At 67.7% G+C, this 7,807-nt stretch carries 6 protein-coding genes; 2 read left to right on the top strand and 4 right to left on the bottom strand.

What is annotated here, in order from left to right:
• A partial coding sequence (locus NTY77_20860) for a transcriptional regulator (protein MCX5797949.1) occupies positions 1 to 337 on the top strand: 337 nt, incomplete at its 5' end.
• A gap of 212 nt (positions 338 to 549) precedes the next feature.
• Here NTY77_20860 and NTY77_20855 read toward each other — a convergent pair.
• The 4 genes from NTY77_20855 to NTY77_20840 all read right to left on the bottom strand — a co-directional run bounded on the left by NTY77_20855 (position 550) and on the right by NTY77_20840 (position 5,891).
• Entirely contained in the window at positions 550 to 1,809 is a 1,260-nt protein-coding gene (locus NTY77_20855) for a polyphosphate kinase 2 family protein (GenBank protein MCX5797948.1), read from the bottom strand.
• 104 nt (positions 1,810 to 1,913) lie between these two features.
• Positions 1,914 to 2,606 carry a hypothetical protein gene (locus NTY77_20850; GenBank protein MCX5797947.1) on the bottom strand — a complete coding sequence of 231 codons (693 nt, stop codon included), beginning with the start codon at positions 2,604 to 2,606 and terminating at the stop codon, positions 1,914 to 1,916.
• An 18-nt stretch (positions 2,607 to 2,624) separates the two neighbouring features.
• Positions 2,625 to 4,325, bottom strand: a complete 1,701-nt coding sequence (locus NTY77_20845; GenBank protein MCX5797946.1) for a hypothetical protein — start codon at positions 4,323 to 4,325, stop codon at positions 2,625 to 2,627.
• Positions 4,326 to 4,352: 27 nt separating this feature from the next.
• Positions 4,353 to 5,891, bottom strand: a complete 1,539-nt coding sequence (locus NTY77_20840) for a serine hydrolase (GenBank protein MCX5797945.1) — start codon at positions 5,889 to 5,891, stop codon at positions 4,353 to 4,355.
• Between the two features lie 87 nt (positions 5,892 to 5,978).
• On the opposite strand from NTY77_20840, the gene NTY77_20835 reads away from it, so the two are divergent.
• Positions 5,979 to 7,310: an amidohydrolase gene (locus NTY77_20835; protein ID MCX5797944.1), complete on the top strand. Its 1,332-nt coding sequence runs from the start codon at positions 5,979 to 5,981 to the stop codon at positions 7,308 to 7,310.
• Positions 7,311 to 7,807 lie beyond the last annotated feature (497 nt).

The following is a 7,807-nucleotide window of genomic DNA, read 5'->3' as shown; positions in this document are numbered from 1 at the left end:
CGGCCTGCCGGAGCCGGAGTTCGAGCTCAACGGCGGCTTTCTGGTCACTTTGCGCCGCAAGCCGGCGCCCGCCCCGCCGGCCGCAGGCGATGCGGCCGGGCAAGTCACCAAGGAAGTCATGCAGCTCCTGAAAGCCTGCAAGAAAGAAATGACCCGGCAGGAACTGCAGGACAGCCTCGGCCTCAAAGCCGAGGAGAACTTCAGACAGCTCTATCTGGTCCCGGCGCTTGCAAACGGGCTCATCGAGATGACCATCCCGGACAAGCCCAAGAGCCGACTTCAGAAATATCGGCTGACCGACAAGGGCAAGACCCTCTTGGCCTCTTTGCCTTCCTAGCGTCCCCCCTCAGCTGGCACATCCCCTCCCCCCCCACCCCGGGGGGTACATCCATGTACTCCAAAGTAGCGTCCACAAGGGAAGTCAAAAACCACCACAGTTTCGAATAATGTAATGATTTAAATGATTCTTGCGACAAGGGAAGTGACAGGGGAAGTCACAAGGGAAGTCGAAGCCGCAAGGGAAGTCGACAAGGGAAGTCAGATGCTGGACTAGTCGGGAATCTTTATCTTCTTGGGATCGAAGTCAGGCTTGGGGTACTGCGGGGCCATGCGCTGCATGGCTTCCTTAAGAATGCGGGCCACGGCGTAGTTGCGGTACCACTTCTTGTTGGAGGGGATGACGTGCCAGGGCGCCCACGGGGTGCTGGTGCGGGCCAACACCTTGCCGTAGGCCTGCTGGAACTCGTCCCAACGCTCGCGGGTCTTCAGGTCCGCGGGCGAGAACTTCCAGTTCTTGGCCGGGTCGTCGAGCCTCTCCTGCAGGCGCGCCTTCTGCTCGTCCTTGGAGATATTGAGGAAGAACTTGAGGATGACCGTGCCCTGGTCCGCCAGCTTCTTCTCGAAAGCGTTGATCTTGTCGTAGCGGCCCGCGACCTCCTCGGCGGAGAAGGTCTTGTAGACGGTGGGGACCAAAATATCCTCGTAGTGGGAGCGATTGAACACGCCGAGGATGCCCTTGCCGGGCAAGGCCTTCTTGATGCGCCAGAGGAAGTCGTGCTTGGCCTCCTGCGCCGTGGGCTGCTTGAAGCTGGTGACCTTGACGCCTTGGGGGTTGAGGCCGGTGAGCACCCAGCGGATGGTGCCGTCCTTGCCGCCGGTGTCCATGGCCTGGATGACTATGAGCACCGAGCGCTTGCCCTCGGCGTAGAGCTTCTGCTGCAGCTCGTCCATGGCCTTCTGGTCCTCTTCGAGCCGGTCCAGGGCCTTGTCCTTCTCGTGCTTCAGTCCGGGGGTGCGCTCCGGGTCCATCTTGGAGAGGTCGATCTCGCCCTTGGGGTCGTAGGGCACGCGGAATCTCTCGCCGAAATCGCCTGGCTCGGCCACGGCGTCCATGGCGCTGGGAAGCTCGGCCTCCGCGCTCTCGCCTTTGCGGCCCGCGCGGTCATAGAACTTCTCCATGGCCGCGCCATCCTGGCCGTTGTCCTTGACCTGGACCTTTTCGGCCAAGGTCTCCAAGGCCGGCATCACCGACGGAGCGGCTTCAGGCGCCGCTGGAGCCGCAAAGGCCGGGGTGAGCTTGAGCTGGGGCACGGGCTGGAGCACAGGGATGGCGGGGGTCAAGGATGGGGCCACAGAGAGGGTCGCCTTGAGGAGAGGCGCGCCCGGAGCAGCCAGCATGGAGCCGATGGCTCCGACCTGGGGCTGGGACAGCGGCAGGCCGGGATTGCTCAGGCGGATGGGCGCGCTGCCGGCGAAAGCCTGCGCGCAGCAGGAGCCGGCCACCAAGAACGCCCGCAGGAGATTGCTCATCGTCACGATAGTATAGTGATGCGATCCTGAGAGCGCCTGGGCCTTAGGGCCGCCTCCTGGGCGGAAAACGGCCTAGAACCGTGGACCCCAGAAGGGGCAGCGGATCATTCCGGCTCGGACGCGGCAGGCTGGCTCTCGGCGGCAGGCGCCGCAGGCTCGACCGAGACTTCCTCTTGCGGGGTCTCGGCCGCCACCGTCTCGGTCGAAGCCGCCACCGTCTGGGTCGAGGCCGTCACCGTCTGCGTCGACGCCGGGACAGCCTGCGACGCCACCCCAAGAGGCACGGTCGGAGGGACCAGGTTCGGCGCGAGATCCAACAGCCAGCCCGGCGCGAGCGGGCCCAAGGCGCCCAGGTGCTTGCGCAACTCCTCCACGTTCCTGCGGCGCTCCGGATCGAGGGAAGCCTCCGCTGCCTTTTTCTGCCTCGCCATCTCGGCTGCGATGCTGCCCGCAGGCGCACCGCCTTCCCCCTGCGGCTGGGCCGCCTTGGCCTGCTGGGCCAACTGGGCCCTCTGGGTTAACTCGTCCAGCTGGGCCGCCCGGGCCGCAAAAACGGTCGTAAGCTTGGGAGGAAGGCTGATGCCGAACTCCTTGCACTTCCGCAGCAAGAGTTCCGGGCGATAGCTCCAAAGCGCATAGCCGCTCCCCCCGACGAGCACGATCAAGGCGAGCGGGATCTTATACCACCACCCGGTGGATTTCTTCGACCGGCGCACCACGGGCTCGAGGCAGGTGGGACAGGTCGCCTCGGAAGAGTCTATCTCGGCATCGCAGGAGGGGCACTTGATCTTGGCCATGATACCTCGGACAATATTCTAATCATGTTGAAGGGTGGAAGTCCACCCCAAAAAGAGCTCCGCGAAAGCCTCCATGACCTTGCCTGCCAGGTCATCATGGCCCTTGGGGCTGAGCTGCGAATCCGGCAGGAAAGCCCGCGCCTCGAAGCGCTCCGGAGCGACCAGCACGAGCGGCACGGCCTTGGCCCGGCTGGCGGAGATGCAGGCGCGCGTGGCCGCTTCGTAAGGCCCGGAATTGTAGTCCAGGATCAGGAGGCGGGCGTGGTTGCGGCGGGCCTCGTCGCTGAACCGGTCCAGCGTTGAGGTAAAGATCCGCTGAGACTCCGCGAGCAGAGGCGCCTGGCCCGCGAGCAGAAGGCGCCTCTCGACCCAGCCGTTCTCCCTGCGCAGGGCGTATTCCCAGAGGCGCCGCGCCCAGAGGTTGTCCGGGAAGCCCTCGCGCAGCCTGCGGCAGAGGCGCCAGAACAGGCCCGCCTGCCGGCGGTCGGCGCGCAGTTGCAGGGCGATCCGGGGCAGGTCCATCCCGACCTCCAGCAAGACCCAGTCATGGTCCAGGCCGGAGCAGGACTCTCGGTAGGTCCGCCATTTCTCCAGGATGCAGGTCCCGCCCAGGCCCGCGTTGACCACCTCGAAGCGCCGGGAGCCGACCGCGGCGTTGAGCCGGCCTTCCAGGAGCTTGGGATAGGCCTGGTCGGCGCGCACGCCGTCGCCGTAGGTGGCGGCGTCGCCGACGCAGAACACGCGCTGAGGGCCGCGCCTGCGGGCCGGGACCTCGCCTTTGGCCCGGAAACCCTGCGGGTTCATGTCCGCCGGCATGTTCCCCCGGTCCAGCCCCGAGCGCGCGGCCAAGGCGGCCCGCGGCGGCGAGGCGCGTCCCAGCAGAGGTCCCGCGAAGGCGCGCAGCAGCGCGCCGACCAGCTCTTCATAGCCCGCGGGACCGAGGTGGCCGTCCGGCAGGAACTCCCCTGGATCGAAGTCCTGGTGGGAGACATGGAGCCGGGGGACGGCTTTGGCTCGGCTGACGTCCAGGCAGGCCCGCAGCTGAGCATCGTAGGGGCCGGAGTCGTAGTCCAGGATCAGGAGGCGGGCGTGGTTGCGGCGGACCTCGGCATAGAGCCGGTCCAGCTGAGCGATGAACGCCTGCCGGGACTCCGCCAGCAGCGGCGCCTGCTCCGGCAGCAGAAGACGGCTCTCCAGCCGGCCGCTTTCCCAGCGCAGGGCCCAAGCCCAGAGCTCTCGCGCGGCGCGGCTGCCGGGAAAGCCGTCGCGCAGCCTCCGGGCGACTCTCCAGAGCAGGCCCATCTGGCGGCGGTCCTCCCGGATGTGCAGCGCCAGGCGGTGCAGATCCATGCCGACCTGCAGGATGACCCAGTCGTGCGCCAGCCCGGAGCAGGACTCCTGGTAGAGGCGACGCTTCTCCAGGATGCAGGAGCCGCTGAGGCCCGCGTTGACGGCCTCGAAGCGCCGGGAGCCGGCCGCGGCGTTGAGCCGGCTCTCCAGGATCCTGGGATAGGCTTGCTCGGCGCGCACGCCGTAGCCGTAGGTGTGGGAGTCTCCCAGGCAGACGATCCGGACCGGCGCGCCCTTGCGCGGCAAGACCGCGGCCGCGGCCCGGAAGCCCCGGGCATCGGCGTCCTCGGGAAAGAGGGAGCGGTCCAGGCCCGACGGGGCGGCTAAAGCCAGGGCCGCGGCCAAGGTCGCGAGCCCTGCGAACCCCATATCTGCGCCGCGCCGGGAGCCCGCGCCTCAGCGGGTGAAAGTCCCCAGCCCGTCGTCGTCCAGCGCCTCGATCAGGACGCTGCGCGCCTTCTGGTCCGGCCCCATGCGGAAGATGACGCCGCTCAGGGCGCCCGCCGACTCTCCCGCCGGCTGGTAGGTGAATGTGTCGCGGTCGAAATGGACCAAAGCGGAGCCGGTCTGCGCCGGTCCTTGCCGCAGCAGGAGCCCTCCTTCTTCTTCCGCGATCTCGATGTCTCCGTAATAATCGTTGTGGAAGGTCCCGGTATAGGCCTGCGCCGGCAGCGCCGTAGATGGGCTCGCCGGGGCCCGGGCATAGGCCGCGGAGCGCTCCGAGGGAGCCATCATGGCGGCGAAGGCCTGCTTGAACAGGCCGAACCAGTCCTTCTGGACCTTCCCGGTCTGCGCCAGGTCCAGGAAGCTGAAGGCCACCGCCTCGGCCGCGCCGATCGGGTAGGCGTTGGTGAGCACGACGATGCCCAGGCCCTCGGCCGGCAGGAGCATGACCGTGGTCGCCGCGCCGTACGAGAAGGCGCCGGAGTGGCTCCAACGGACGAGCCCTTGGTCATCGGAGTCCACATTCCAGCCCAGGCCGTAGGATCTGGCCCGCTCCGTCGCCGGGTCCTTGGAGGCGGCCTGGAGCATCTGAGGACGATGGGTCTCGGCCAAGGCCTCCGCGCCGATCACCTGCCGGCCCTCGAACTTCCCGTTGGCCAGCTGCAGGCGCAGCCAGCTCGTCATGTCGCGGACCGAGGAGCTGACCCCGCCGGCGGGAGACTGGGCGTCGGCGTCGCGCGTGTACTTGGCGACCCACTTGCCGCCCTCGAGGACGTGCCCGAGGGCGCGGTTGCGGGCGGCCGCGAAATCCTTGAAGCGCGAGCTGGTGGACTCCATGCCCAGAGGCCTGTAGAGCTTCGCGGCGCAGAGGTCTTCCCAGGACTTGCCCGCCGCCCGCGCCGCGGCCACGGCCGCCTCGGTGAGCCCGAAGTTGGTGTAGGCGTACTGCGCGCGCAGGCTGCTCGCCGGCGGCTGAAAGCGCAGGCGGCGCAGGACCTCCGAGCGGTCGTAGCCCAGGTCTTCCAGCGTGTCTCCCGCATGCTCCGGCAGTCCGCTGCGGTGCGAGAACAGGTCGCGCAAGGTGACCTGCCGCGTCGCCCAGGGATCGTACAGCCTGAAGCCCGGGTCGAGGTCCGCGACCCGGTCATCCCAGGAGATGACCTTCTCGCCGACCAAAGCCGCCAGCACGGTGGAGGCCAGCGGCTTGGACAGCGAGGCGAGCTGGAACACGGTGTCCGCGTCGACCGGGGCCGCGGCGTCGGCCGCGCGGACCCCGAAGCCTTTCATGTAGAGGGTCTGGTCCTGGTAGACCACCGCGATGGCCATGCCGGGGATGCCGGTGTCCTGCAAGGTCCGCTGAGCGAGCCTGTCCAATCCGGGGAGGGCGGCCTTGACCTTCTCCAAGGAGAGGCTCGGCGCGGCCGCCGCGAGCCGGGGAGCAGCCAGGGCCGCCGCGAGCAAGATGATCCGCCGCCAGTCCGAGTGCCTCATCTCAGCCTCCTTGCGCTTGAACGTAGATTGTAGACAAGTCCACTCCGATAGACAACGGTCCCGCCGCATTGTGTATCATACGGGCCCATGAAGGTCCTGATAAAAAGCGCCGACGTCTTGACCCTGGACTCCCAGGACCGCGTCCTGCGCGGCTGCGACGTCGCCGTCTCCGGCAAGGACATCCTCGCGGTGGGCCGCATCCCCCGGGACTTCAAGCCCGACGAGATGATCCCCGGCCGCAACCGCCTCATCACCCCCGCCTTCTACAACGCCCATTGCCACAGCCCCATGGCCCTCGTGCGCGGCTGGGCCGAGGACCTCCCCTTCGACCGCTGGCTCAACGAGAAGATCTGGGTCGCCGAATCCGCCTTAAGAGAGGAGGACGTCCACTGGGGCTCCGCCTTGGCCGCCTGCGAGATGATCCGCTCCGGCACCGTGGGCTTCGCCGACCACTACTTCTGGATGGAGCAAGTCGCCCAAGTCGTGGAATCGTCCGGCCTGAAGGCCCTGCTGGCCTGGTGCCTCTTCGGCCTGGGAACGGACAAAGAGGTCGGGCGCGCCACCCTCCAGCGCACCTTGGGCTTCGCCCGCGCCCATCACATGCAGGCTGACGGCCGTCTGCGCGTCGCATTAGGCCCGCACTCCCCCTACATGTGCCCGGACGGATTCCTCAGCCAAGTCCGCGACGCCGCCCAGCGCTTACAAGTCGGGATCCACCTCCACCTCTCCGAGTCCGACGAGCAGGTCCAACGCTCGCTGGCCCGGCACGGATGCAGTCCCGTCGCTCACCTGGACCGGCTCGGGCTCTTCGACGGCCCGGTCCCGGCCTTGGCCGCCCACTGCATCTCGGTCAGCAAAGACGACCTTTCCATACTCGCCCGCAAGAAGGTCTCGGTCGCCCACAGCCCCAAGACCTACATGAAGCTCGGCATGGGCATGGCGCCCCTGCAGAGGCTCCTAGGCGCGGGCGTCCACACGGCCCTGGCCACGGACGGCCCCGCGTCGAACAACGACCTCAACATGCTCGAGGTCATGCGCCTGGCCGGCCTCTTTCAGAAGAACGAACAGCACAAGCCCGAGGCCTTGCCGCATACGGAACTCCTGCGGCTGGCCACCTCCGCCGGCGCCAGGGCCATGGGCTTCCCAGGCGCCGGCGTCATCGCCCCAGGCCGGCGCGCCGACCTGGCGCTCTTCGACACCGACCAGGCCCACTGGGTGCCGCGCCACGACCTCGGCGCCAGCGTGGTCTACGCCTCCCATCCCGGCGACATCACCCACGTCATGTGCGACGGCCGCTGGCTCATGAAGGACCGGCGGCTCGTCACGCTCGATGAAGAGCGCATCCGGCGCGAGGCCGAGACCCGCGCCCTGCGCCTGGTGGGAGCGCCCATGCGCCTGGTGCGCCGCTACCGCGGCTGAGGGCCGGAAGGCCTACCCCCACCCTGGGTCGAAAGTCCCGTTTTCTATGTTATAATCCGGGCTAGTCCGCACCTAATGGGGGAAGAATGTCCAAAAGAGGGATAGCCGCACTCGCCGTCGCCGCAGCCTTCTTCTGCGCCGGGTTCGCCGCCGCGGAGAAGATCGATTTCGACCAGGGCGTAGACGTCAAGGGCATCGTCGCGTCGCTCCAGGCCCAGCCCATCCAGGTCGCCAAGGCCCCGAAGGCCGGCGTGGCCGAGTGGACCGTCATGGTCTACGTCAACGCCAAGAACAACCTCGAGCAGTTCGGCCTCGGGGACGTCAACGAGATGGAGAAGGTCGGTTCCACGGACAAGGTCAAGATCGCCGTGGAGCTGGGCCGCATCCAGGGCTATGACTCCTCGGACGGAGACTGGACCGGCCAGCGCCGCTACATCATCCAGAAGGACGCCGACGCCAGAAGGACGCCGACGTCAACCACATCTCCAGCCCCGTCC

The sequence above is a fragment of the Elusimicrobiota bacterium genome (genome assembly GCA_026388095.1).
GTDB lineage: Bacteria > Elusimicrobiota > Elusimicrobia > UBA1565 > UBA9628 > UBA9628.
Note: the sequence above shows the minus strand (reverse complement) of the source record. Positions and strands in the feature narration are given on the sequence as shown.

What these genes read in the sequence shown, in the direction of transcription:
- NTY77_20855 (MCX5797948.1), bottom strand. Translation starts at nt 1,809, where the DNA reads ATGAGCAATCTCCTGCGGGCGTTCTTGGTGGCCGGCTCCTGCTGCGCG.
- NTY77_20850 (MCX5797947.1), bottom strand. Translation starts at nt 2,606, where the DNA reads ATGGCCAAGATCAAGTGCCCCTCCTGCGATGCCGAGATAGACTCTTCC.
- NTY77_20845 (MCX5797946.1), bottom strand. Translation starts at nt 4,325, where the DNA reads ATGGGGTTCGCAGGGCTCGCGACCTTGGCCGCGGCCCTGGCTTTAGCC.
- NTY77_20840 (MCX5797945.1), bottom strand. Translation starts at nt 5,891, where the DNA reads ATGAGGCACTCGGACTGGCGGCGGATCATCTTGCTCGCGGCGGCCCTG.
- NTY77_20835 (MCX5797944.1), top strand. Translation starts at nt 5,979, where the DNA reads ATGAAGGTCCTGATAAAAAGCGCCGACGTCTTGACCCTGGACTCCCAG.